We start from the raw sequence: 25273 nt of genomic DNA, 5'->3' as shown, positions 1-25273 counted from the left end.
ATGACCGATATTTCCAGTTTCAGTCTGTCCGGACTGCGCCAGGCGCTGGACGGCAAACAGGTCAGTGCCGTCGAGCTGGCAGAGGCCGCACTCAATCGCGCTGGCCAACACGCCAGCCTGAATGCATTTTTACACATTGATCCCGAACTGACGCTCGCCCAGGCGCGTGCCGCCGACGAGCGCATCGCACGGGGCGACGTGCACGCCCTCACCGGCATTCCGATAGCCCACAAGGATGTATTCGTGACGCGCCAATGGCGCACCACGGCCGGCAGCCTTATGCTCAAGGATTATGTCAGCCCGTTCGACGCCACCGTTGTCACACAGCTGGCTAACGCCGGTGCTGTCAATATCGGCAAGCTCAATTGCGACGAATTTGCCATGGGTTCCGGCAACGAAAACTCGGCTTTCGGCGTCTGCCGCAACCCTTGGGACCCGCAAGCAGTGCCCGGTGGTTCGTCGGGTGGCTCGGCAGTGGCTGTAGCGGCCGGCATCGTGCCGATCTCTACCGGCACCGACACCGGCGGCTCTGTGCGTCAGCCTGCAGCCCTTTGCGGTGTCAGTGGCATCAAGCCCACCTATGGCACGGTCTCCCGGTTCGGCATGGTTGCCTTTGGCTCCAGCCTGGATCAGGCCGGCCCGCTTGCCCGTCACGCCAAAGATCTGGTCACCGTGCTCGATACCATCAGCGGCTTCGACCCCATGGATTCGACCAGCTTGCAGGACTGCCTGGGTACGCCCAATATCGCTGGACGTGTGCAGCAGGCCTTTGACAAGGCTCGCGCCGGCTACAGCGAAGGCGGTGCCCGGCCACTGCAGGGGCTGCGCATCGGGGTCCCGCGCGAGTATTTCGGCGCTGGCCTGAACAGCGAGGTTGCCGCTGCCGTTGAAGCCGCGCTGGTCGAACTTGAAAAACTCGGTGCGGTCAGGGTGGACATTTCCCTACCCAACACTGAATTGGCCATTCCTGCCTATTACGTGATTGCCCCGGCCGAAGCATCCAGCAACCTGTCCCGCTACGATGGCGTGCGCTACGGGCATCGCGCCACGGCCTATCGCAATATTGATGAAATGATCAGCCGCTCACGCGCCGAAGGCTTCGGCGCCGAAGTCCAGCGACGCATTCTTATCGGCTCATACGTATTGTCTCAGGGCTACTATGATGCCTATTACCTGCAGGCGCAGCGCATCCGTCGATTGATCGTGGATGATTTTCACCAGGCGCTTACCACCCAGTGCGACATCATTGTCGGCCCGGTCACCCCCGATGTTGCCAAGAATATAGGTGACAACAACGAGGATCCGACCGCCGACTGGCTGGCCGATATATACACCCTGGGCGTCAGTCTGGCCGGCCTGCCTGCCATGTCGGTCCCTTGCGGTTTTGGTCGCAACGGCACGCGCCCGGTCGGCCTGCATATCATTGGCAATTATTTTGACGAAGGTCGCCTGCTGGCCGTAGCCGACTGCTTCCAGCAGCACACAGACTGGCACACACGCACACCGGATATCCAATCATGAAGTGGGAAATCGTTATCGGACTGGAAACCCATACCCAGTTATCAACCCAATCCAAAATTTTCTCGGGCAGCAGCACCGCCTTTGGCGCAGCGCCCAACACCCAGGCCAACTGCGTGGACCTGGCCCTGCCCGGCAGTCTGCCGGTCATGAACCGGGGCGCGGTCGATCGCGCCATCCGCTTCGGCCTGGCGGTCGGCGGCACCGTATCGCCTCGCTCCATCTTTGCGCGCAAAAACTATTTTTATCCCGACCTGCCGAAAAACTACCAAATTACCCAATTTGAAATTCCGGTCGTCGTGGGCGGCAAAATCCGCTTTTTTGTGGGCGATGAAGAAAAAACCGTCAACCTGACGCGGGCGCATCTGGAAGAAGACGCCGGCAAGTCGCTGCACGACACGTTCAAGGGCCCGCAAGGCGAGCCGGCCACCGGCATTGATCTGAACCGTACCGGCACGCCGTTACTGGAAATCGTAACCGAGCCGGAAATGCGTTCCGCTGCCGAAGCGGTCGAATATGCAAAAACTCTGCACGGCCTGGTGGTCTGGCTGGGCATATGCGACGGCAATATGCAGGAAGGCTCGTTCCGTTGCGACGCCAACGTCTCGGTGCGGCCGGTCGGACAGAAAGAATTTGGCACACGTACCGAAATTAAAAATGTCAACTCGTTCCGCTTCCTGGAACGTGCCATTCTGTTTGAGGCTCGCCGGCAGATCGACGTTCTGGAAGATGGCGGCACCATCATCCAGGAAACCCGGCTGTACGATGACGTGAAAGATGAGACACGCAGCATGCGGACCAAGGAAGACGCGCACGACTACCGTTATTTTCCTGACCCGGACCTGCCGCCACTGATTATCAGCAACGAATGGATCGAACAGGTCCGCGCCGACATGCCCGAGTTGCCCGTGTTGCGACGCGAGCGCTACGAAACCGAACTGGGTCTGCCCGCCTACGACGCAGCGCAGCTGACCGTCACGCGCGGCGTTTCCGACTTTTTCGAAGCGACCATGACACGCCTGCCTGCCGAACAGGCCAAGCTGGCATCCAACTGGATCATGGGAGAACTGGCTGCATCCCTGAACCGGGAAGAGCGCGAGATTGCCGACAGCCCGGTCACGCCCGAAGACCTGGCCAGACTGGTTCAGCGTATTGCCGACGGCACGCTATCGAACAAGGCCGGTCGCGAGGTGTTTACCGCCATGTGGGCCGGTGAACATGAGCGCGATGTCTATGCCATTATCGAGGCGCGCGGACTCAAACAGGTGAGCGACGCCGGGGCCATTGGCACACTGATCGATGACGTGCTTGCCGCCCATCCCGCCATCGTCGAAGAATACCGCGCCGGCAAACAGAAAGCCTTCAATTCATTGGTCGGTCAGATCATGAAAGCCGGCAAGGGCAAGGTCAATCCGGCCCAGGTCAACCAAATGCTCAAGGAAAAACTCGGCTGACCGTTGCCGTACCTGCTGCAGTCTGGTCCATCAACCGACCGCAGCAGGCATCTGCGGCAAGCACCGCACAAAGCCCAACGGGCTTATTGCTGCACTCAGGCAGCAATCCCGTATTTGTTCCGATAGGCAGACACCGCCGCCTGGTACTGGGCAAATGTTACATCCTCATCCAGCAATTGCATGATATCGTCCAGCGACGCGATGCTGATGACAGGCATCCCGTACTTCTGTTGTACATCCTGCACTGCAGAATGGGCCGACAACGCATCATCGGCGCCAGCGCGCTCCATCCGGTCAAGCGCAATAAGCACGGCTGCCGGCGTGGCGCCCGCAGCGCGAATAATTTCCACCGACTCGCGTACCGATGTACCGGCGGTAATCACATCATCAATGATCACGACACGTCCCTGCAGCGGCGCGCCCACCAGCGTACCGCCCTCGCCATGCGCCTTGGCTTCCTTACGATTAAAGGCAAACGGCACATCGGCCGCTTGCGGCCCCTGACCGGCCAGTGCGATGGCCGTGGCCGCCGCCAGCGGAATACCTTTGTAGGCGGGGCCAAACAACATATCGAAACCCTGTCCGGAATCGCGCAATGCCTGTGCATAGAACCGACCAAGCTCACCGACCGATCTGCCGGTATTGAACAGGCCGGCGTTGAAAAAATAGGGACTAAGGCGCCCGGACTTTACTTTGAACTGGCCAAAGCGCAAGACCCCTTCCTGCGAGGCGAATCGGACAAAATCAAGACGGTTCTGAGAAGACATGGTGTTCCTGCTAAGAGATCGATATGTTGTAGACCCCGCAATGATAAAGCAAGCGCGCCCTACGACGCCATGGCTGCCGAGAAAAAATCAATAAAGCTGCGCACTTTACCTGTCTGATACTGGCGACTGATGTAGCTGGCAAAAATATCCAGCGGTGGGCTGTCATGGTCGGGCAGCAGGCGCAGCAGGCTCCCCTGGCGCAGGTCATCCTCCACCAGCCAGGCCGGTAGCATGGCAATGCCCATCCCGGCCAACACCAGTTCGCGACTCAACGTCGTGTCGTTCAACTTCATCAGGCCATGCAGCCTGAACTTCATCAGGCCTGCAGGACCCTGCAACAAATAATCATTACGCTCGCGATAATTGGGCATGACCGCGCCGTATCGCTCAAGATCCTGGACCGACTGTGGCTTGCCCATGCGTCTGATGTAGTCCGGGCTGGACACCAGCATCAGCCGGACTGTTCCGATCTTGCGCACGATCAATTGCGGTTCCGGCTCATGCGTAACCCGTATTGCCAGATCCATTCCGGCCTCGGCAAGTTCGATCTTGCTGTTGGTCAGGTAAAGATCCAGCACCACCCTGGGATATCGCTTCTGGTATTGCACCAGCAATTGGGCAATACGGTTGCTGGCAAACCACACCGGCGCGGTGACCCGCAGGACACCACTGGGTTCGCCCTGGCGATCACCCAGCGCCGCTTCAGCCTGATCCAGCACGTCCAGGGCATCAACACATTTGTCATAGTACAGCTGGCCGGCCTCGGTCAGGCTCAGCCTGCGACTGGTGCGATGCAACAGACGTGCGCCCACCTGCTGCTCCAGATGCACAACATGTTTGCTGGCCATGGGATTGGATATTCCCAAATGACGGGCTGCAGCCACAAAACTGCCGGCACGCACCACTTCACAGAACACCTTGATACTCAGTAGCGTATCCATACGAAAACTCCCTCATATCCAGTCCAATTGCATATCCAAGAGCGCTCGATTGCGCTTTTCCGTCGCAAATATGCTGCATTTATCATTTACTATCAAGAAATGGTTTATTAATAATATCAGCATATATTTCCTGATTAAATACGATTACACTGTTTCATACATTATCCGATGCGGTACCCGCCCTGCGAGTTCATTGTTCAATTGTGATTTTTTGCAATTACCGATAAAGTCATATCAGGCATCCGCCGTATCGATTATTTACCTGACTTAAGGATTAATCATGAAAACAGACCATCTGGTTCCCTACGCCCTTGCCCTGCTCCGTATCGTGTCCGGCTACACCCTGGTGTTGCATGGCACCGCCAAGTACTTCCATGTCCCTCATATTGCAATGTTCGACAACCTGCAGGCATTGTCCATGCCCGGCATCGCCGGCATGATCGAACTGGTTGCCGGAATTTTACTGATTCTTGGTCTGTTCACCCGTTCCGCAGCGTTCATCGCTTCAGGCATGACGGCAGTTGCCTATTTCTACGCTCATGCACCTCAGGGCAATGCGCTGTTCCCGCTCATGAATGGCGGTGAAACCGCTGTGCTTTACTGCTTTATCTTCCTGTTCATCGCTGCGGCCGGCCCGGGCACGTTCAGTATCGATAGCAGCCGCAAAGCCTAAACGGCCTTCCGGTACCCATGCCCGGGCGCAGCCGGTTCCGACTGCGCCAGGCCTGCCGGCTCGTCAATGCCCATCAGCGCGCCGGGCAACTGCATCCGCTCCCCGCAAGGGGTAGCGCAGCAGGTTTTTCTTTCCACTTTTTGATTTTTCGCCCAATTTATCGGGCGTATATGCGCGCGGCCATATCCTGTCCAGTCCGACGCAGCAAGACATCCTGCAGAGCGCAAAGATGAGCGATCTGCCCGCCTGTCCATTTAAGCTTACGGAGAATGATGATGACAATGCCTGTTTATTTTATTTCGCACGGTGGCGGCCCCTGGCCCTGGGTTGAGCAATGGAAACCCATGTACACCAAGTTGCATGAATCGCTGCAGCGCCTGCCTGCACAGTTGCCGGCAACGCCAAAGGCGGTGTTGATGGTATCGGCCCACTGGATTACAGATGAAATCACCGTGAGTACCGCCGCACAACCGGGCATGCTATACGATTACTATGGCTTTCCTGAGCATACCTATACGGTGCAATATCCTGCGCCCGGCGACCCGACACTGGCCGCAAGCGTGCAGACCCTGCTGCAGGCTGGCGGCATCCCTGTTGCACAGGACGCCGAACGCGGCTTCGATCACGGCGCATTCGTACCCATGGCCGTAGCCTTTCCCCAGGCAACCATTCCCATGGTGCAGCTTTCCATCCGCAAGGATTATGATCCGGCATTTCATCTGCAATTGGGTCAGTTGCTGGCGCCGCTCAGAGAGGAAGGCGTGCTGATTATCGGCAGCGGTCTGAGCTATCACAATCTGCGCCTTCTGGATGAGCGTGGCGCGCAGCCATCGGCGCAGTTTGACGCCTGGCTGCAGCATACTATCGTTGACAGCAATCCCGAGCAACGCGCAACGGGCCTGCTGCATTGGGAACAGGCACCCTCGGCCAGATTGGCTCACGCCCACGAAGATCACCTGATTCCCCTGATGGTCGCCGTCGGCGCCGCACAGCAGGATCCGGCCACACTGTCATACCACGAAGCACATGCCTTTGGTTCCATCACGGCGTCCAGCTTTCGCTTCAGCCAGACAGCCGCTTAAGCAGACTGCATGACCGGGGGGCTGCGCGAGAGCCTTGATCAATGGCAACAAGCCGTTTCCCGGCCAATGAACAGGATCACGCACCAATCGCTTGCCAAATGCCTTGCCGATCTCCACAATACGGGTTTGCCTGAGCGAACGCCCCCTGACATGACACCGCGACAAAAAGGCCTGACCAGCGCGCACATCGCCGCCGTTTTTTTCGGACTTACCGGCGTATTGGGCCATGTGATTCACGCCAGCCCCATGACCATTACATTCGGTCGGGCCCTGTTTGCCGTGCTGGCGCTGTATGCCGTTGCATTGTGCCTTAAAACCTCGATCGTGCGCGGCCTTGACCGCCGCAGCTACGTGTCCCTGTTTTGTTCCGGGCTGGCATTGACAATTCACTGGGTGACCTTTTTCATGGCCGTCAAAACCGGCGGCATCGCCATTGCCACCCTGGGCTTTGCCAGTTTTCCCGCCTTTATTACGTTGCTGGAACGACTGGTACTCAAGGACCAGGTCAATCTCATGGACTGGCTCCTGGTGGCATTGGTGATCAGCGGGCTGATTCTGGTGACGCCCGCCATAGACCTGAACAATGCAGGTACCATCGGCCTGTTCTGGGGCGTAATCTCGGCCATTACTTTTGCCGCACTTGCCCTCATCAACCGCACGCTTGGCCGGCTCAACGCCATACAAATTGCCTTCTGGCAGAATCTGGTCGTACTGGTTCTTTGTCTGCCGCTGGGGCTGGGTGGCATGGCCATGCTGTCCGATAGCAGCCTGCTATGGCTGATCGTACTGGGCGTGATCTGCACAGCGCTCTCGCATTTTCTATTTGTCCACAGCCTGCGCAGCATTCCTGCCCGCAGTGCCGGTCTTATTATTGCGCTCGAACCCGTTTATGCCATCGCCTTTGCCATGGTATTGTTTAACGAACAGCCCACGCTGAAAATGGCGCTGGGCGCTGTACTGATCATTACAGCCGCGGTATGGCCACGCAAGCAGACCGGGCACGCTGCCTGACCTGCATGCCTGCCAACCGGGCCGTCGCCGCGGATCAGGACCGGCGGTACTGCCTTAACGCCAGCGCCCTGCTGATCCTGCCGGAACAATCGCCTCGCCCCATGAGCCACCATGGCAATACGGCGCAGTTATTACACATGTCATCAACGCCCCATGCCATCGACACATGGCTGCTCGCCCCCCTGCCAGAGTCGAAGCGCTGGTGACGACACCTCCCTGTTGCGGTGAACTTGACGATCAAGATCACTTGGGCGCCAATCCTCTGCTAGCGCAAACAATGACCGGCGATCAGCGATTGTGGCAATCCAGCCTCAGGCGCTACAATAAGGCTTGCGCTGATTCATCAAAAAGGACTCCCCGTGCTTCGTGTAACCTCACTCAATGTTAACGGCCTGCGTGCCGCCTTCCGCAAGGGGCTGGCCCAATGGATGGAAAATCATAATGCAGATGTCATCTGTCTGCAGGAAATCAAAATCCAGGACGCGGACCTCATCGACGATCTGCGTCACCCGCTCAATTACACCGGCTACTTCTGCCATGCAGAGAAAAAGGGCTACAGCGGCGTGGGTCTGTATCTGAAACACGATGCCAATGTCAGTGCAGGCATGGCCTGCGATGAATTCGATCGTGAAGGCAGGATCCTGCGTGCAGACTTCAAGGACCTGACTATCATCAGCGCCTATCTGCCTTCGGGCTCCAGCGGAGATGAGCGGCAGGCCGCCAAGTTCCGTTTTCTGGAGCATTTCGGGCCCTGGGTCGACGCCATGATGGAAGATCACCGGAAAACCGGCCATAACTACATTATCTGCGGCGACTGGAATATCGCGCACCGGGAAATCGACCTGAAGAACTGGAAAGGCAATCTTAAAAATTCCGGCTTCACGCCCGAAGAGCGCGCCTGGATTTCAGATGTGTTTGACCGCCGCGGCTTCGTGGATGTTTTTCGCAAGATCAACGAAGAGCCGGATCAGTACACCTGGTGGAGTAATCGCGGCCAGGCCTGGGCAAAGAACGTAGGCTGGCGTATCGATTACCAGATCGCCACGCCAGGCATTGCCGAAAAAGCCATCGCCACCTCCATTTACAAGGATGAGCGCTTCTCGGATCATGCGCCGCTCACCATCGATTATGACTGGAAGCTCGAACCGGTAGCGCGCGGCTGACCGGCAGGCCGCGAGCTGTCTTACCGGCCGCCGCCGTCAGGGCATTGATACGAACCCCCTGAACGGCAGCGCCAATTTACGCGGCGCCAACACCGGTTGCAACGGCGACCGGTGTTGTATGCCGACGTCAGCAACCCACCCTGCCATGGCGACCAATCCAGGTCCGGTTGCACACACGCGCCGACCTTCAATTTAACGTCTGTCAACGCATCATCGGCCAATCTTATCGACCTCAATCCATATTGCGCACGCGATTGACGTCGCGTTGATTGACGCCACCCGATTCATTACCCCAGGTATTGCGAATGTAAGTGGCCGCTGCCGCAATTTCCAGATCGCTCAGGAAATGACGGAATGGCGGCATGCCGTAAGGTTGCGGGGTTTGAGCCGTCGTGGGCGTAAACCCGCCGTCCATGATCACCCGCAACAGTCCCGTCACATCGCGCCCGCGCACCAGACTGTTGCCGTCAAGTGCAGGCCACGCCTGTGCCACGCCCTTGCCATCGGCCTGATGACAGGCAGCACAATACTGTCCATAGATTTTTTTACCCATGGAATACAGCGTATTGTTGACCTCCCCGCTGCGCTCGGTTTTCAGGCCAACAGCAGGCAATGACTTCAGATAAACAGCAATATCGGAAACATCCTGCTGATTCAGATATTGAACCCCACGCAAGGCTTCGCTCATCGGACCAACCACGGCCCCATGCGCGGAGGCACCGGTCAATAATAATTGGGCAATATCCTGAGCACTCCATGCTCCCAGGCCACCATCGGTATCGCCGGTCAGCGCGGGCGCATACCATATGCCATCTGTCATTTTGCCACCCTGCAGGAAACGGCTTTGGTCCATGCCTCCCAGGCTATCGCGTGGCGTATGGCATTCTGCACAATGCGCCACGCCCTCCACCAGATGTCTGCCGCGCACCAGCGCATCGTCCGACGGCTCGGTGCGCGCCACGGCATCAGCCGGGCGGAAATACAGCGCACGCCAGAACGCCAGTAGAAAACGCATATTGAACGGCGGCTGCAGCTCATGAGCGGGCGCCTGGCGATCGCTGCCCGGCAAGGTTTTCAGATAGCTGTAAATGGCATCGGTATCGGCGCGGCTCAGATGCGAATAACTCTGGTACGGAAAGGCCGGATACAGCAACGAGCCGTCCGGCGCCTTGCCATTGTGCAATGCATGCCAGAAATCGTCGGCCGTCCAGTTGCCGATACCGTGTTGCGCATCGGGCGTAATGTTCGGTGCGAAAAACGTACCAAACTCGGTCTTCAAGCCGCTGCCACCGGAAAATTCCGGTGTATCCACTGCCGTGTGGCACCCGACACAATTGCCGATCTGCGTCAGATATTTTCCCCGTGCAATCACCGCCGCCGGCGCGTCACCCTCAGGCAATGCGGATGCTACCTGTGGACCATCGCGTGAACCCAGCCAATACATGGTGCCGGCCACAACCAGGCCGATCACCACTACGGCAGCAAAAATTCTTGATAGCCATTTCATTGCTGCACTCCCGAGACGGTCTGGATCCCACAGGTCACCGGCGTTTTGGCCGATTCATTAATCGTCCCCGGCAAACGGGGATCCTGGCTGGCCAGCCATGCCGAGACCGCCTGTACCTCAGCCGAGGTCATCTTCCGGGCAATATCGCCCATGCAATCGGGGTCTACGGAATGACGGATGCCATACTGCCAGGCTCCCATCTGCGCCGTAATATACTCATTGGTCAGGCCGGTCAGTCCCGGGATGCCCGGCTGCATGCCCTTAAGATTGTCACCGTGGCAGGCCACGCAGGCAGGAATGTCGCGCTCGGCAGCACCATGGCGAACCAGCTGTTCACCCTGCTGCAAAATAAGCGGCGATACACGCGGCGCAGACACTGTTTCGTACTCGGGTGTCTGCTGGCTGAACCAGACTGCAATTTCATACAAATATTCATCAGACAGGGTAACCAGAAGCCGTTGCATCGGCAGGTATTCACGCCGCCCCTCGCGGAAACGAAGCAGCTGTTGATAAAGATATTGCGCCGGCTTGCCGGAGATACGGGGATAAAAGGCATCAGCCCCCTGCACCCCGGTGGCTCCATGGCACATGGTACAGGCTGCCAGCCTGGCTTCCAGAGAGCCGGGCGAGCCCACCGGAATGCGGTTTTCACCGTTGACCGGTTTGGCCGGCGCAGCTGGTGTCGCTTTGGGTGGTTTGGCCGGAACCTGGGCATCCGGTATCTGCCCGGGGTCGGCCTGCGTGCCGCGGGTGGTCGAGATGCTGTTGGTGGGCTGGCCACCCGCAGCAGGTTCCGGCTGGGCAGGCGTCTGTGCCACCGCCGAAGAAAGCACCAAAATGCTGCACCATGGCATTGCGGTTTTAAGCAAGCCCCTTAAAATCAAGTTCATCATTCGTCTCGTTCAAATGCCGGTCTCGGGTTCCGGTGATGGATCTTTTTCCAGCGCCTTTATCTCGGCACGCATAAACCACAGGACCAGCAGTCCCGGCAATGCAATAAAGAAGGTAAATACAAAAAAAGCAGGCCAGCCATAAGCCTCGACAATCGGCGGCGTGAGCGGCCCCGCGACAAATACGCGACCAACGGCCGACAAGGCGGACAACAACGCAAACTGGCTGGCGGTAAATTGCACATGGCATAACGCCATCAACAGGGCGACAAACGCAGCTGTCCCCAGGCCGCCACAGAGATTCTCGAAACCCACGCCCAGCGCCATCAAAGGCAGATTCTGCGGATGCAGTGCGATCAACATATACATCAGATTGGACAGCGCCTGCAACAGGCCAAAAAGCATCAGGGAGCGGTAAAGCCCCAATTTGCCCATGATGCCGCCACCGATAAGCGCGCCAACAATGGTTGCAACCACCGCGAGAATTTTATTGACGGAGCCGACCACTTCCGGCGAAAACCCCGCGCCACGGATCAGAAACGTTGTCGACAACGCACCTGCAAAGGCATCGCCCAGCTTGTACAGCACAATCAGCGCCAGAATACTAATGGCACCCTTGCGCGAAAAGAACTCCTGGAACGGGACGGTAAACGCATCATACAAGGTGCGCGGCGCGACGTTGGCCCCTGCTACCTCGGGCTCAGGTGCCAGCCAGGTCAACACAGCAGCGCCGAACATCAGCAAGCCCATGAAGACATACATACCGCTCCAGCCCATCCAGACCGCAGCCAGCCAAATGGCCAGCCCGCCCGACACAACCATGCCAATACGATAACCCAGTGTCCGTATCGCCGCCCCTGCAGCGCGCTCCTCATGACGCAGTACATCGGCACTGTAGGCGTCAAATGCAATATCCTGGGTCGCCGACAAAAATGCCACCAGCGTGGCCAGCGCCGCAAGCCAGAACAGCGAGCGCGACGGATCCAGCAGGCCCATGCCGCAAATAGTCAGGCCCAGCAGGATCTGCGACAAGGCCATCCAGCCGCGACGCCGCCCCATGAAGGGCGGCACATAGCGGTCAATAAAAGGCGCCCACAAAAACTTGAATGTATAGGCGGCGCCCACCAATGTCAGAAAACCAATTTCGGTAAGCGGCACATCTTCGACCGTGGCCCAGGCCTGCAGTGTTCCGCCAGTCAGCGCCAGCGGCAGCCCGCTGGCCAGACCCAGCAACAACAGCGGATAGACTCGCGGGCTCAGGTACGGACGGATCAGATTTATCATGGCGTGGGCTTTCTATCGGTCTCGAAATGATAAACCGCCAGCGTACTGCGCAGACTGGGCATCAGGGAGATCTCGGTTTCTTCCCGGAAGGTGGCGCGCTCCAGTATCCGGAATCCAAGGCGCGTGGCCAGGTCCTCAAAATCTTTCAGCGTACATAAATGAATGTTGGGTGTGTTATACCACTCATAGGGCATCTGGCCGGTCACGGGCATGCGTCCGGTCAGGATGGACAAGCCATGCGTCCAGTGACCGAAGTTGGGGAACGACACCACGCCATAGCGCGCAACGCGGCCCATTTCCTTCAGAATATGTTCGGTGTTGACCACCGCCTGCAAGGTCTGGGAAAGCACAACCGTATCGAACTGCCGGTCATCGAACATGGCCAGCCCGTCATCCAGATCCTGCTGAATAACGCGTACCCCTTTGTTAACGCAGGCGATGACCTGGGCATCTTCCTTTTCCACGCCCACCGCCGTGACGCCGCGCCGACTCTGCAGATGGGCCAGCAGTATACCGTCACCGCACCCCAGATCAAGCACTCGGGAGCCGTCGCGAATCCAGCCGGCAATGCGCAACAGGTCTGCGCGTACTTTTTTTTGCTCTGTCGTAGTCGTCATGCTGCTTCCTGGTCAAGTTGCACCGCCGTCAGGTTCAGGCTGTCGGCAATGCGCTGATAGTAAGCTCGGACCACTGCATGGTAGCGCGGGTCGTCCAGCAAAAAAGCATCGTGTCCGTGCGGCGCGTCAATTTCAGCATAGGTAACCGGCTGCCCGTTTTTAAGCAGCGCCTTTACCAGTTCCCGCGAACGCTCTGGCGGAAAACGCCAGTCAGTGGAAAAAGATACCGTCAGAAATTCGGCCTGTGCCGGGCGCAGAGCCTCGGTCAGGTCGCCGCCATGTTTGCTGGCCGGGTCGAAGTAATCCAGCGCCCGCGTAATCAGCAAATAAGTGTTGGCATCGAAATACCGGGAAAATTTCTCGCCCTGGTAACGCAGATAGGACTCGACCTCGAACTCAACATCGTAGCCAAACCGGAACTGCCCATCTGCTGTCGGATTGCGTTTTGCTCGCCCGAATTTTTCTGCCATGTCGTCATCGGACAGATAGGTGATATGCCCCACCATACGCGCAACGGACAGGCCACGTGCGGGCACAGTATTGTATTCGTAATAATTGCCGCCATGGAAATCGGGGTCGCTGATAATCGCGCGCCGCGCCACTTCATTAAAGGCAATATTTTGTGCCGACAGGTTGGTGGTGCTGGCGACCACCACACAATGGGCGATGCGCTCGGGCAACTCTATGGCCCAGCTCAGCGCCTGCATCCCCCCCAGCGAACCACCCATGACCGCAGCAAACCGGTCGATGCCGAAGTGATCGGCGACCCGGGCCTGGGCCCTTACCCAGTCCTCGACCGTCACCACAGGGAAGGTTGATCCCCAGGGCTTGCCCGTCGCCGGGTCGATCGAGGCCGGCCCGGTCGAGCCGAAGCAGGAACCCAGATTATTGACGCCGATGACGAAATAGATATTCGTGTCTACCGGCTTTCCCGGTCCGACCATATTGTCCCACCAGCCTACGTCTTTTGCGTCAGTGGCAGACACGCCGGCAACATGATGCGACGCATTGAGCGCATGACAGACGAGCACGGCATTGCTGCGCTGGGCGTTAAGCGTGCCATAGGTTTCCACGGCGAGCGTGTACGACGGCAACACCTGGCCACTGCTGAGGGTGAGCGGTTGATCGAACTGAAGAAATTGGGGCGTAACCACGCCCACAGACTGCTGTGAAGTAGAATGTTGTGAGACCATACGGACCTTTTTAGCGGGATTTTTGAGGCGCCCGCAAGCGGATCAGACAAATCGGCGCCGACCTTTACAGCATTGTATCATTTTAAAAACAGGCAGACCGATCGCTATCGGAGCGTCATGCCGTTCAGAAATTCGTCCGCAACCGATTCTTTCAGGGTGTTGTCCTGACCGGCCGCATAGGCCTGAACAATCACGCCGCTGCCCGCAAATACCTTGACGTAGACGCTGGCATTCTCGTTACCCACGGCTTTGCGGAAAGTCAGCTTCTGTCCGAATGGCGGCAACGGCTCAGGCACCGGCTCATTCATGCTGGCGTATACCGAACGCAGCAGTGCCTCGCCCGCCTTGCGCGTGCTGGCTTCATCCTGCTTTTCCTGCGGCAGCAAGCTGTAGACAACCGCAAAGACCTGATCGTCCACCAGCGCCATGTCCATAGTAAACGGATATTGCACGCCTTCGATTTCCGTGGTGCGCGATTCGCTGCGCGGCTTATCAGGGAAAATCGCCTGCACCCGCCCACCAGCGGTGGACACTTCGCGCCAATCGTACTTTGGCGAACACCCTGCCAACAAAACCATGAAAAAAACAAGAGCCAGACGTTTGATCACCTGCACCACCCAAATTAATTAATTCGAAACAAACCGTTTAAAACTGAAAAGCTGCGGAACTCCCTTAAAATCAGCAATTATTGATTTCAGAGATATCTCAGGACGACTTGTGCAGCGCATGACCACACTACAGCAGCATCGAGATTCGCTAACTCATATTCTACGCGGAATTGAACGCGAAGGGCTACGGATCGACCGTGATGGCGCGCTCGCCACCACGCCGCACAGCACCCTTCTGGGCTCCGCCCTGACTCATCCGAATATCACAACGGACTATTCGGAAGCGCTGATCGAGTTGATTACCACAACCCATGCTTCAGTGGACGATCTGCTCGAAGAGCTGACCGACGTACATCGCTTTGCCACTCGGCAGTTCCCGTCCGAAAGCATCTGGATGCAATCGATGCCCGGGCATCTGCCTGCCGACGACCAGATTCCCATTGCGACTTACGGCAAATCCAATAGCGGCATGCTGCGTCATGTATATCGTCGCGGACTGGCCGAGCGCTATGGCCGCACCATGCAATGCATTGCCGGCCTGCATTACAATTTTTCACTGCCCGATTCGCTATGGCAGGTTCTTGATCTTGAGGGTACAACCGAGACCGAGCGCCAGTCTGTCGGCTATATGGGACTGATCCGCAATTTCACCCGTTATAACTGGCTGCTCATGTATCTGTTCGGCGCCTCGCCGGCAGTTCCCCGCTCGTTCCTGGGTGATCGGCCTAATCCATTGCGCGAGCTGGATCACGACACCCTGTATCTGCCCTACGCCACCAGCCTGCGCATGAGTGATCTGGGCTACCAGAACGATGCCCAGGCCGGGCTGAAAATGTGCTACAACGACCTGTCCACCTTCATCAGGAAAATGTATCACGCCGTCACGCAGCCCTGGCCTGAGTACCAGGCGCTGGGCACCCATCGCGACGGTCAGTGGATTCAACTGAACACCAATGTGCTGCAGATCGAAAATGAGTACTACTCAACGATCCGGCCCAAGCGCACGACCGCGCGCGGCGAAAGACCCATTACAGCGCTCATGGAGCGCGGCATCCAGTACGTCGAGATCCGCTGCCTGGACATTGATCCTTTCAGCGCTGTCGGCATCTCGAATGCAACCTGTCATTTCATGGATGCGTTCCTGCTGTTCTGTGCCGTGCATGACAGCAGACTTTTCCCTTATGACGGTTTCTGCGAGGAAAGCCAGGCCAATTTCACCGACGTGGTCAACCGCGGTCGCGACCCCGCATTGCGCCTAACGAGCAACGGTGAAGATATTTCCATCCCCGTCTGGGGCAATCAATTGCTCGACCAGATTGCGCTGTACGCCAAGGAACTGGATATCGCTTTCAGCACCACGCAATACAGCGCAGCGATCCAGGAGCAACGTCACAAACTGGATGATGTCTCTGCCACGCCTTCAGCCCGTATCCTGCAGGAGCTGCGCGACAGTGGCTTAAGTTTTGCCGACTATACCCAGTTGCAAAGCCAGCGCCTGTCCGACGAGCTGCGCTTTGGCGAGCTGTCTGCCGAAACCGAGCAGAAAATGCGCGCCAGCGTGAAAAAATCGCTGGAGGAACAGGCAGCGATAGAAGCGTCCGACAACGAAAGCTTTGACGAATATGTCGAGCGTTATATGGCGGCCCTAAAACGGCCGGAATAAACGGAGATTTTCATGTTTCTGAAGAACGCATGGTATGTCGCGGCATGGAGCCACGACATTGTCCATGAGCTTTATCCATTGCAGTTGCTCAATGAATATCTGGTGTTCTATCGCCAGCAGGACGGTCAGGTCGTCGCCCTTGAAGACGCCTGCCCGCACCGCAAACTACCCCTGTCTATGGGCCGGCTCATTGATGATGCCGTAGAATGCGGCTACCACGGGCTTACCTTCAACGGCCAGGGTACCTGTATTTTCGCGCCGGGCGCAAAAATCCCCCGTGCCGCCACCGTCAAGAATTTTGCCACAACCGAACAATACGGTCTGGTCTGGGTCTGGATGGGCGACGCAGAAAAAGCTGACGCTTCCCTGATCCCGCATATTGCAGAGTATGGTGATCCTGACTGGGGAATCAATCAGGGCGATGCAATGATGGTCGAATGCAACTACCTGTACATGACTGACAACCTGCTGGACCCGTCGCATGTGGCCTGGGTACACCGCAGCTCGTTCGGCAACAGCGCCTGTGTGAATGAACCCTTGAACACAACGGTAACCGATAACGGTGTCATCGTCTCGCGCTGGATGTACGACACTGAAGTGGCGCCCTTCTATGCGCAGTTCGTCAAATTTGCCGGCAACTGTGACCGCAAGCAGCATTATGAAGTGCGTTATCCCTCGCACGCCATCATCAAGGCCGTCTTTACGCCTGCCGGCACAGGCGGCGACGAAGCGGCGATCCATCCCGATGTATTTCTGATGGACTCCTACAATTTTCTGACGCCAGTCGACGAAAAGACCACTCGCTATTTCTGGTTCCAGCTTAGAAATTTCAGTCCTGATGATGCAGACGTCTCGCGCCAGTTTGCCGCGGGCGTACGCAAGGCATTTGAAGAAGATCGGATTGTGCTGAGCGCAGTACAAAAAGGCATGGACAATCGCCGCACGCCATTTATCAATCTCAAACTGGATGGCGGCCCGATCAAGTTCCGCAAGGGACTGGAGCGCCTGATCAACCAGGAACAGACGGTGGCTTCCGAAGTGGCGGCTCCAGACCGTCCAACGGTGATTCCCATTCAGGAAACCGCCATTGCCCAGTCCGATTGACCAGCGCCACTAGCCTGGCGGATTTGCCAGCCCTCGCAGGCAGGCTCAGGCGGGGCAGGTACGAGCGGCACTGTTGGCCGCATTTTGCCTGCCCGCCCCACGCAGCTGGTCGGCGGCGGTCATGGGATCAAACCGTTGTTGCGTCACCTGCCATGCCCCACGATGAATGCTCTCAGGAAAGTCTGAAACAGGGCCATCGACGTACCAGACAGTGACTCAGTCTTTGTTCTTGTCCTGTACGTGTTCCGGCGCACCTTTTCTAGAGCAGCGACATTAATGCACGCGAAAATGATTGCGATAACGCAGCAGCCGCCGACTGGTCAACCATTGAAAAGGCAGCATCAGCACTGACAACGCTCCCGCGACCACAACCCATGGCTGAGCCATCAGTAAACCTTGAAGAACTGCCATACCTCCAAGGACGGCAACCATCGCAGTGGTTGTGCTGTGCACTGCAGCCGATTCGTCACAAATGCTCTTGTTGGTACGATGAAAGATCCTGGAGGCTGGCAAGTTCCCGGTAAAGGTAGCCAATGAACTTCTACCGGCAAGGGCCCACGAAACAACAAACGTATCCAGCACTTCGGCCAGCTTTGTGCCCATAGCCGAAAGTCGAATAAAGACAAACCGTGATACGAAATCAATAATGATTGTTGCCGCCGATACTGCCAGCGCCCATGCTGCAGCGTTTGACAATGGTCGATAACCCGCAAATAGCGGAATCAGAAGCATAAAAACCATGGGTATCAGTAAAAAGGCAAACCAGGCTGACAATTGGGACAAAATCGGCACAAGATAGGTTTTTTTCACGGTCATAATACGCATGAAATAGCGGGTAAGGACCTGGAAATTACCGTGAATCCAGCGCTCCCTTTGCTTTTCCAAATCAAAAAAAGTAAACGGCAGCAAGCCGGCGCCGGCCGACTGTGCAATATAGCGACCACGGAAGCCGCGCATATGCAATTGGAGGCCGATTTCTGCATCCTCGGTTAGCGTGGAAGTTTTCCATCCGCCCAGCGTACGAAGCGCCTTGACCGCAATCACAGACAACGTACCGGTCAACAGCATGGTATTGGCTGCATCGGCGGCTCTGGTCACAGTGGCAAAATACAGGCCCAGCTCATATTTCAATCCTGCAGCCCCTTGCCCCCGATAAGATTGGGGAAACTGAATATAGTCGTATTCGTTCTGTGCCAGCAGGTTTGATGCACGACTTAGGAAATCTTTGTCCACGGTATAGTCGGCATCCACAATCACAATATGCGTTGCCCTGCGATTGCGCAGTTCCAATGCAATATCCAACGCCCCAGCCTTGGCATTGGTCACGTTCATGCAGTGATAGAACCGCAACCGCGCGCCCTTTTCCATACAATGATCACTCACCGGCATCCATAGATCAGGATCGCTCGTATTATTGTCAATCACAAGCAGTTCGAAATCATCATAATTGGATGCGAGAATGGAATCGATGGTCTTGATAACGATATCGGGCGGCTCATTGTGCGTGGGCAAATGGACAGAAAAATACGCTGTGCCACGACCGGCCGATGCTGCGGGGTAGTCTGCTCTTGTGGTGAGCGTCTCCTCGACTGGTGCCGCCGCTTGCTGCCTGTTTTTTCGCCAGTTAACAAACAATACAGACCATTTCAATCCCCAACTCACAACGAACACAAGTGTGTTCGCATACACTGCAAGAATACTTATAGCCAGAATCCACTTCATCATTATATTTCCTGATATCGGCGCGTTGAATGTCTGCAAATATGTTCACATTCGGTTTGCGTAAACGCTGAACAGGCGTACAAAAAAACGTTCTTCAAGCCAAATCGAACTGCTCCACTTGCATCAGCATGGCCTCAATTCTTTTGAGCTGAACGGGCAATTGGCTGTACAGCACACGTTCGGGCTCCAGGCAGCGAGCATGCTGCTCAAGCTGTTGCCAAAACATCCCGAATCGGCTGATGGTGTCCAGCGCGCGATAGCGTGACACATCGATACCCAGGAATGTATATAGATCATGACGGCTTTGCCCCTGCTGCCACACCCGCCGGGCAGACGCTCGTGTGCCTGCACGCAGTAACACCAGATGCGCCGGCTCCAGTGATTCATCAATCAGAAAATCCTCGCTGCCAGCCCTGATGCGCAACGCCTGGGCCATCCCGCCTTCCGCCCTCCCGTCCATGCGGCACGAGGTAATCACCCTTGCCTGGCTGCAATAGCAAATGCGATAGTCGTACAGCGCAACCCGCTGTGCCAAAGCCCGGTCTTCAGCCAACGGTACAGCCGGGACGCCACCAACGAAATCATGCACCTGTCTGCGAATAGCAAGGCTGGCGCCCGAAACCTGATTGTGGTGGGGCCAGGCATTATCCGGATCCGGATCCAGTTGATGTATCAGTTCAAGACAGGCCTGCCGATATTGTCCTTCCAGCGCGTTCTTGCGGTGAATGGCACAGATGTTCTCGTACTGCGGATCTGCTGCATCCAGCAAAATGTCGCCGCACACCAGGTCATAGCCGGCAGCAATCTGTGCCAGATTGGCCGACACCCAGTCAACCTGGGGTCGCGAGTCGGCATCAGTGCACAGGAGAACGCCATCGGACATGACAGAAAGCGCAGCCCATTGCATCGCCATTCTGCGGACAAAACCGGCCTGGGCAGCGTGGGCAGCTACCGTAATATTGATGATTTCCAGCGGACAGGCTGCTTCGCCTGCCCACGCTGCGGCCAGGCCCTGAGTGTCATCTGTCGTGTTATTGATCACAAGCACAATCTTGCCCATTGCCGCCGCCCGCTGCATGCTTTGCCAGCACGCATCCAGACAGGCAACGATTGTTGCCTGCTCATTCTTGGCCGGAATGGCAATGACATAAGAAAACTTGCCCGTTGCCAATTGCGGAACACTGCAGTAGTGATCGTTCAACTGCACGCCATCTGTTGTTGTAAGCATATTTTTTCCAGATAATTCGTAATCAATGCGAAATCGACCGCTGTCGTTCCCATCTTATAATTCGTCTGCGCGCATGGCGCGACGCTGACTGCATGGCAGCCTGTGCAACCGCCCTGGCCTTTGCCAGACCATTGCTACTCGTCGTTGCCGCCAACCCTGGTGAGCACCATCAGGCTATATTTCTCATGGCGCTGGCTCGAAATACATTCGATGCGGGCGTAACGGCTGATGGCCTCGCAGAATATCGTCGACGCCTGCTCGCCCTGCAATGCCTGGCGGGTATCTCCGGAAAAATTAACCACGATACAATCGCCATTTTTTTGCCAACTGCGTGCCATTTGCGCTGCCAGTTGATCGATCTGCGCGTGATCCAGAAAATAAAGAATTTCCGAGAGCACTATCAGATCTGCGGATTCGTCTGGCCACGCCTCAGGCAATTGCGCTTGCCGGAACTGAATCTGCGGGATGTGTCGGTTGCGGGAGCGTGCCAAATCAATGGCCACGCTCGATATATCCAGCCCGATCACCTGGTCACAACACGCGGACAATCTTTCGGTCAGTACGCCAATGGAGCAGCCCGCTTCGACTGCACACTGATAGTGAGACTGAGGCAGGGCAGACAACGTTGCCGCATATTTGTTTTTCTCGTATTCCGACGTAAGAAACTGCCACGGGTCAGGATCGGTCATGTACAGGGCATCAAACTCCAGCCTGCGCGCCGGTATGTCATATGAAATAAAGAGTTCAGGTGTCTCCAGAAAATGCGCCCGGGTCTCAGGCGCCATCACAAAGCCTTGCGGATCATCGTCAATAAGCGTTGTCGTTTGGGAACGGTAGCAATCGATCGCACGCGCCTTGCGGTCGCGGTCTCCCTCACCCCTTCCGGTAAATTGATACAGAGTGCCTTCAACGGCCTGTGCCTCGGGCAGGAAGCGACCCCATATGGGATACTTGAACAGCGTGAGTTGCGGCTGACGCGCTAGCAGCAATTCTCCCAGCCGGGCAACGCGCTGATGGTCACAATGAGGGTCCTGCTCCCAGGTCGTCCATATGGCAGTGATCTCATACTCACGTACCCATTGCTCCAGACGCTCAACACACTTTACCTGCTCGGCCACCGCATGTGGGGCGCACTGGTCATCGTAGTCCATAAACACAGGCACCACGCCAACGCCACCCAGGACATCCAGGGCCTCGATACATTCCTGCTTTCGCAGCGCTGCAAGCGCGGCCTTGGGGTAGCGCTGCGATTGAGGATGAGACAGATTGCCATTGGTGACCGCGACAACAATCACCTTGCGCCCCTGATCGCAGGCAGCGGCAATGGCCTGGGCACACCCCAGCGTTTCATCGTCCGGATGGGGAGTCAAAACCAGTATATTGGCGCGCCCTGCCAGTGCTTGTAGAGAAATCGCCGGCGCCTGCTCTGCCTGAACCAGCAAGCGGCCCCGATGCATGGGAGTTACCATAAGCGCGTCCTTTCTTCGGCCTGAACCAAATAGAGGCGGCCGGCATTGAGCAGCTTGCCGTCCGGGCCTGCCTGGCGCAGGTACATGGACAAATCCCGGCAGATTCTTTCCATATCCGATTGCGGCAAATGGGCCTCCACGCCCAGCGCTTTCCTGGCGTCGTTCATCAATACCACCGCCATCTCTTCGGTCATTTCCCGGCCCAGAAGCGCCATCTCCACCGCAGAATGCCGGTCATCTTCATTGATATTGCCTTGCCCGTCTTCACGATGACAGGTCTCTGCCTGCAGGCATACGTCTCGCAGCAGGCAGTAAACAGCCAGCAGTCGGGCACGTGCCCGGGCAAGGCGAGTCAGTTGTATCGGATCCTCGGCCCGCCCCTTTTGCTCCAGCCGGGTGCGCCAGAGCCGCACAATCTGCTCGGCAGCACCGTGGTGAGCGGCGCAATAGCGCCATATGCCGCCCTCGAAATAGGGTTCTTTCACATAATCGCCCGGCTTGCCGATCAGGGCGCAGGCATCAATCTGCACGCCCTCAAAATCATAGACGCCGGACCAGGTTGCTTTCATGCCGGAGACCTGCCAGGCCGACTTGTCTTGTCGCCGCTGCTCACTGACATCCACCAATGCCAGCACGACACCCTCGGCCCCCTTATTGAACGTCACGATGGCCTGATCCAGCAGGCCCAGCCCCGAGGCAAATGCTTTCTGTCCGTGCAGGACATATCTTGGCATGTGTGCCGGTGCGTCCGCCGCCAATGTTGCGCTCAGGGGTGTTTTACCATCTGCCCCCCACACGCCCCACAACTGGCCTGCAAGTATCAGGGGCAGCCACCGGGCTTTCTGCTCCGGGCTACCGTACAGCACCACCAGTTTTACCGCATTCATGTGCCCTTCGTAAAGGCGCGCCACCGACAGCGTCGCTCGCCCCAGCACGCGCAATACCGCAAAGGCGGCCAGCGCCGCATGCGTATCGTGCTCGCAGCCAAGCCCTTTACCGCCGTACGCGTATGGCGCACACGCGGCCAGCAAACCGGCGCTGCGCAACATGGCCATTTCGGTGTCCAGACCCAGGCCCTGTGCGTCCACATCTGCCGCCCTGGCATACAACGCCTGCTCAAGTTGCGGCAGGCTGGACAGAATGGGGTCATCAAGATTGAATGCATCAGGGTATAGCAAAGGATATCCTCCCCGTTTGTGACCGGCGCGTTTCAGGTGCGAGCATATTCGAATCGAGTAGGCTCAGCCACTCGGTTTTGATCGTTTCAAGGGCGAACGCCGGATTCATCGACAGTTGCGGTCGCAGGCCGCCGCGCCAGCGCATAATCACGTCGTGCACAGCCTGGGTATCGTTCACGTCCAGCGCCTGCCCATCTCCTGCGCCCACTACCTCGTCCACGGCGCCCAAACCGCGCTGCGCCACGACGGGAGTACCCACACTGTGAGCCTCGGCAAAAACCAGGCCGAAGGTTTCGGCAAAGGTGCTCTGGGCATTGAACAGGCACAGGCTGCGGCGCATATGCCCATGCACCTGGGCAGGCCGCAGCTTACCGGTATAGTGTACGCCATCACAGTACGGCGCCGAACGCTCAAGATAGCCCGGGTTACAGACCAGCAATGATAGTTGCGGGATCCGTTCCCGCAATTGCGTGAAGTTGTCCAGCACCTGATCCATTCCCTTGTGGGGCGAACTGGCGAACAATAACTGGTCAACATCCACGCTGCCCGGCAGCACCGGTTCGCCTTGAATCGGCGCAGTCACCACGGGGTTATATATCACGCCGATCCGGGCCGCGACGTCTGACGATTCTGCGATGCCCAGTGCCGCCATCGAATGGCGCCTGTGGCTGTGCGAAACGCAAATCATCTGCGCATTGGTTTCGGCCAACAGGTTCGCTGTATCCTTATGCGTAGCACCCATAAAATTGTGTCGCCACAAAATAAGGCGGGTTTGCGCAGGGGCATGCTTGTGCCACAGTGCGAGCAGTTTGAGCGAATTAATAATAATGACAACGTCAAAATTGCGCTGCGCCGCCAGCTTGCGCCAATCGCCGCCAGGCACATAGCGCACTCCTTGCGCACTGCATGTCACCTGCTCTCGACAGTGCTGCAGCACCACCAGATCATGATCGGCCGCAAGCGCTTCAGCCACACGCGCCGCTGTCAGCTCTGTCCCGCCCATGGCCTCGTGCTCCCATGTCTGCCCCTCATAGGGGCGCGGACAGAACCCATCAACAATGGCGATCTTCAGGCGCATCATGATGTGGCTGCGGCTTGCAATTGCCGTTGCAGACGTTCCCGTGTCGCAGGGGTCATCATCGCTTCAGAAACGCCAACCAAGGCCGGATTGGAAATAAAATCGATTTGTAAATCAGGCAGTTCAATGGGCTGCGGTACCACCTGTCCGGTTCGGCGCCATGCTGCAATATCCGCCCAGATCGCCGCGCGATCCACCTGGCGGCGTTCGCTGTGATAATTGGACGCCTCTGCCACCGTCAGCGAATCATCATATTCGAATTTACTCAGCAGAACCTGGGGTAGCAGATGCAGCACTTCGCCCGCCATCATCAGCCTGTTGCGCATATCCCTGTCTTCTTCGATACTGTTGCGATAGCCACCGTGACGAACAAACACCTGGGCACGGAAAAGACCGGCATTGATCAGGATCCAGTCACCAGACTGTCCTGATCCGCCCTGCATATTCGGGAAAAAATCGTCAACAAGGCTCAGGGCATGTTGCGCGGTCAAACGCGATCCATCCCACCGGATCAATTCGTGTTCTGTGAGAACCAGTGAAACCGGCAGCGCCTGCTGCGGCTCATATTCGAACGATGCCCAATTCATGCTACTGTCGGCAACCACAAGGGTATTGAAAAGGGTGCGCGCCTGCATCAGCACTTTGTCTGGTGCCGGTCGATCGTCGGAGTCATGAAAGGTAATGGCATCTGCCATTGATAGCGCTATGCCGACGTTCTTGGCCTGCGCCGTATGCATATTGCGCGCAAGACGAACATAGACAAAGTCCGGGTGATCAAAATAGGGTTGCAGCTTGCGACGCGTATCATCGGTAGATGCATCGTCGATGATCGTGATCTGTTTGTTCGGGTAGCTCTGACCCAGGGCGGCGTCCACTGCACCTGCAATTAACCCGGAACGGTTGAACGTTGGGATAATGATATTGACACGTTGCATACAGACTCTCTCTTAGAGAGAACAGGACTTCAGGGGAATGCGTACTGCTATTCCAAATTACATTTAATAATATAAACGGCCTGTAACCCACCCAATGTACACTAGTTGCAGGTAAACAATGTAACTGCAGCGGTTCTGGAAAATATGACTTTATCGCGCGCTATTGCTCATCGGGCAAAAAAACGGCG

General features: G+C 57.0%; 22 protein-coding genes and 1 riboswitch. Of the genes, 8 read left to right on the top strand and 14 right to left on the bottom strand.

Annotation, left to right across the window (positions count from 1 at the left end):
• Together gatA and gatB are read left to right on the top strand one after the other, a co-directional pair.
• Positions 1–1521 carry an Asp-tRNA(Asn)/Glu-tRNA(Gln) amidotransferase subunit GatA gene (gene gatA / locus EV681_RS05505; protein ID WP_130303477.1) on the top strand — a complete coding sequence of 507 codons (1521 nt, stop codon included), beginning with the start codon at positions 1–3 and terminating at the stop codon, positions 1519–1521.
• Positions 1518–2972: an Asp-tRNA(Asn)/Glu-tRNA(Gln) amidotransferase subunit GatB gene (gatB, locus tag EV681_RS05500; protein WP_130303476.1), complete on the top strand. Its 1455-nt coding sequence runs from the start codon at positions 1518–1520 to the stop codon at positions 2970–2972. Before gatA ends, gatB begins: the two co-directional genes overlap by 4 nt.
• 95 nt (positions 2973–3067) lie before the next feature.
• Here the strand turns inward: gatB and pyrE are convergent, their stop codons facing one another.
• Positions 3068–3739, bottom strand: coding sequence for an orotate phosphoribosyltransferase (gene pyrE / locus EV681_RS05495; protein ID WP_130303475.1), 672 nt, complete (start codon positions 3737–3739; stop codon positions 3068–3070).
• A gap of 59 nt (positions 3740–3798) precedes the next feature.
• Positions 3799–4680, bottom strand: a complete 882-nt coding sequence (locus EV681_RS05490; protein ID WP_128395749.1) for a LysR family transcriptional regulator — start codon at positions 4678–4680, stop codon at positions 3799–3801.
• 280 nt (positions 4681–4960) lie between these two features.
• On the opposite strand from EV681_RS05490, the gene EV681_RS05485 reads away from it, so the two are divergent.
• From EV681_RS05485 to EV681_RS05470, 4 genes are all read left to right on the top strand, one after another.
• Positions 4961–5353 (top strand): DoxX family protein, encoded by a 393-nt coding sequence (locus EV681_RS05485; RefSeq protein WP_128395748.1) that lies wholly within the window; start codon positions 4961–4963, stop codon positions 5351–5353.
• A 272-nt stretch (positions 5354–5625) separates the two neighbouring features.
• On the top strand, positions 5626–6435 hold the full coding sequence (locus EV681_RS05480) for a DODA-type extradiol aromatic ring-opening family dioxygenase (RefSeq protein ID WP_128395747.1): 810 nt from the start codon (positions 5626–5628) through the stop codon (positions 6433–6435).
• A gap of 150 nt (positions 6436–6585) precedes the next feature.
• Positions 6586–7446, top strand: a complete 861-nt coding sequence (locus EV681_RS05475) for a DMT family transporter (RefSeq protein ID WP_128395905.1) — start codon at positions 6586–6588, stop codon at positions 7444–7446.
• Between the two features lie 359 nt (positions 7447–7805).
• Entirely contained in the window at positions 7806–8609 is an 804-nt protein-coding gene (locus EV681_RS05470; RefSeq protein WP_128395746.1) for an exodeoxyribonuclease III, read from the top strand.
• Between the two features lie 232 nt (positions 8610–8841).
• Here the strand turns inward: EV681_RS05470 and EV681_RS05465 are convergent, their stop codons facing one another.
• The 6 genes from EV681_RS05465 to EV681_RS05440 all read right to left on the bottom strand — a co-directional run bounded on the left by EV681_RS05465 (position 8842) and on the right by EV681_RS05440 (position 14678).
• On the bottom strand, positions 8842–10116 hold the full coding sequence (locus tag EV681_RS05465) for a c-type cytochrome (protein WP_130303474.1): 1275 nt from the start codon (positions 10114–10116) through the stop codon (positions 8842–8844).
• Positions 10113–11009 (bottom strand): c-type cytochrome, encoded by an 897-nt coding sequence (locus EV681_RS05460; RefSeq protein ID WP_128395744.1) that lies wholly within the window; start codon positions 11007–11009, stop codon positions 10113–10115. Before EV681_RS05460 ends, EV681_RS05465 begins: the two co-directional genes overlap by 4 nt.
• A 9-nt stretch (positions 11010–11018) precedes the next feature.
• Positions 11019–12290 (bottom strand): AmpG family muropeptide MFS transporter, encoded by a 1272-nt coding sequence (locus EV681_RS05455; protein WP_128395743.1) that lies wholly within the window; start codon positions 12288–12290, stop codon positions 11019–11021.
• A complete protein-coding gene (metW, locus tag EV681_RS05450) occupies positions 12287–12907 on the bottom strand; it encodes a methionine biosynthesis protein MetW (protein WP_128395742.1) in 621 nt (206 codons plus the stop codon). The genes EV681_RS05455 and metW overlap by 4 nt, the downstream gene beginning before the upstream one ends.
• Positions 12904–14100: a homoserine O-succinyltransferase MetX gene (metX, locus tag EV681_RS05445; RefSeq protein ID WP_128395741.1), complete on the bottom strand. Its 1197-nt coding sequence runs from the start codon at positions 14098–14100 to the stop codon at positions 12904–12906. Before metX ends, metW begins: the two co-directional genes overlap by 4 nt.
• A riboswitch (SAM riboswitch) is annotated at positions 14090–14168 on the bottom strand. Its footprint overlaps the gene before it by 11 nt.
• A 36-nt stretch (positions 14169–14204) precedes the next feature.
• Positions 14205–14678 (bottom strand): hypothetical protein, encoded by a 474-nt coding sequence (locus EV681_RS05440; RefSeq protein WP_128395740.1) that lies wholly within the window; start codon positions 14676–14678, stop codon positions 14205–14207.
• A gap of 124 nt (positions 14679–14802) precedes the next feature.
• On the opposite strand from EV681_RS05440, the gene gshA reads away from it, so the two are divergent.
• Together gshA and EV681_RS05430 are read left to right on the top strand one after the other, a co-directional pair.
• Positions 14803–16371, top strand: coding sequence for a glutamate--cysteine ligase (gene gshA, locus EV681_RS05435; RefSeq protein ID WP_423191197.1), 1569 nt, complete (start codon positions 14803–14805; stop codon positions 16369–16371).
• A gap of 12 nt (positions 16372–16383) precedes the next feature.
• Positions 16384–17475, top strand: a complete 1092-nt coding sequence (locus EV681_RS05430; protein WP_130303473.1) for an aromatic ring-hydroxylating dioxygenase subunit alpha — start codon at positions 16384–16386, stop codon at positions 17473–17475.
• Positions 17476–17748: 273 nt separating this feature from the next.
• On the opposite strand, the gene EV681_RS05425 is transcribed toward EV681_RS05430, so the two are convergent.
• The 6 genes from EV681_RS05425 to EV681_RS05400 form a co-directional block, all read right to left on the bottom strand.
• A complete protein-coding gene (locus EV681_RS05425) occupies positions 17749–19200 on the bottom strand; it encodes a glycosyltransferase family 2 protein (protein WP_128395737.1) in 1452 nt (483 codons plus the stop codon).
• Positions 19201–19291: 91 nt separating this feature from the next.
• Complete coding sequence (locus EV681_RS05420; RefSeq protein ID WP_128395736.1) at positions 19292–20425, bottom strand: glycosyltransferase family 2 protein; 1134 nt, start codon at positions 20423–20425, stop codon at positions 19292–19294.
• Positions 20426–20559: 134 nt separating this feature from the next.
• Positions 20560–21894, bottom strand: coding sequence for a PIG-L family deacetylase (locus tag EV681_RS05415; protein ID WP_128395735.1), 1335 nt, complete (start codon positions 21892–21894; stop codon positions 20560–20562).
• Positions 21888–23072: an acyl-CoA dehydrogenase family protein gene (locus EV681_RS05410; protein WP_128395734.1), complete on the bottom strand. Its 1185-nt coding sequence runs from the start codon at positions 23070–23072 to the stop codon at positions 21888–21890. The genes EV681_RS05415 and EV681_RS05410 overlap by 7 nt, the downstream gene beginning before the upstream one ends.
• Complete coding sequence (locus EV681_RS05405; protein ID WP_128395733.1) at positions 23059–24153, bottom strand: glycosyltransferase family 4 protein; 1095 nt, start codon at positions 24151–24153, stop codon at positions 23059–23061. Before EV681_RS05405 ends, EV681_RS05410 begins: the two co-directional genes overlap by 14 nt.
• Entirely contained in the window at positions 24150–25085 is a 936-nt protein-coding gene (locus EV681_RS05400) for a glycosyltransferase family 2 protein (RefSeq protein ID WP_128395732.1), read from the bottom strand. Before EV681_RS05400 ends, EV681_RS05405 begins: the two co-directional genes overlap by 4 nt.
• Positions 25086–25273 lie beyond the last annotated feature (188 nt).

Source organism: Advenella incenata, from assembly GCF_004217095.1.
GTDB lineage: Bacteria > Pseudomonadota > Gammaproteobacteria > Burkholderiales > Burkholderiaceae_B > Advenella > Advenella incenata.
The sequence above is the reverse complement of the archived record's forward strand: the minus strand, read 5'-3'. Positions and strand labels throughout refer to the sequence as shown.